The organism is Pseudoalteromonas sp. SG43-6 (genome assembly GCF_014164365.1).
GTDB lineage: Bacteria > Pseudomonadota > Gammaproteobacteria > Enterobacterales > Alteromonadaceae > Pseudoalteromonas > Pseudoalteromonas rhizosphaerae.
In genome coordinates this window covers 1-765 of the sequence record NZ_JACJEZ010000147.1, presented here as the reverse complement: position 1 = coordinate 765, position 765 = coordinate 1, and the positions used below count along the sequence as shown (strand labels likewise).

Sequence of the window (765 nt, the reverse complement as noted above, 5' to 3'; positions counted from 1 at the left end):
ATAAAAATGGTTATAGGTTAGCTAAAAATTTACCTTCATACACAGCGCATACAGGTAAGGTTTTTAAAGATGTAAAACCATATTTAATAGTCGGTATGGGTGAATCAGGTGAGATAAAGGTTTGGATTTCAAATACACCATCAGCGGGGTTTACAGGTCGCGTATTACACGAGCTTGGTTCAGGACAAGCCCAATGGCGTGAGAATAAGTAGTAAAGCCACTACCCTAAGCTTATGTTCTATAAAGTATTCGCAGAGGCAGCCCGTAGCTCATGACCCAGAAGAAGACGCTGAATTCACCACTAAAAACCACAGCTCGCGCTTTGTTATAATCAGCCTGCGCAAGCAGAGCTCAGCACACAATGGCAATCACAATTAATAAATGGATATAGACTATGGACAAACTCATAAAATTACTTATCACACTCGCTTTAATATTATTCGCTGTAGGATGTTCGTCAACAGGTAAAATTGATTACATGCTTGCAGGTGTCGGCACCGAAAATGGCAATGCAATTTGGGGGCGCTCTGTGGTATTTGATGATGAATGGGGAATACCGTCAGGGGCAATTGGGTGCTGCTATGGTGAAACTAGAGCGACGGTAAGTGTTTACGATCAAAAATTCCCAGAAAAAGTCGCGGTTGAATGGTTAGATAAGTCAGAAAATAGAATTTACTTTGGTGAAGTGGCAATAGATAAAAATGGTTATAGGTTAGCTAAAAATTTACCTTCATACACAGCGCATACAGGTAAGGTTTTTAAAGA

1 protein-coding gene and 1 pseudogene are annotated in these 765 nt (G+C 40.1%); both read left to right on the top strand.

Going from position 1 to position 765, the window contains the following annotated elements; all coding sequences use genetic code 11:
* Positions 1–212 (top strand): annotated as a pseudogene (locus tag H5201_RS22525) (DUF2931 domain-containing protein); the annotation flags it as partial.
* Positions 213–394: 182 nt separating this feature from the next.
* The coding region (locus H5201_RS22520; protein WP_182785459.1) for a DUF2931 domain-containing protein at positions 395–765 on the top strand (371 nt) is incomplete at its 3' end.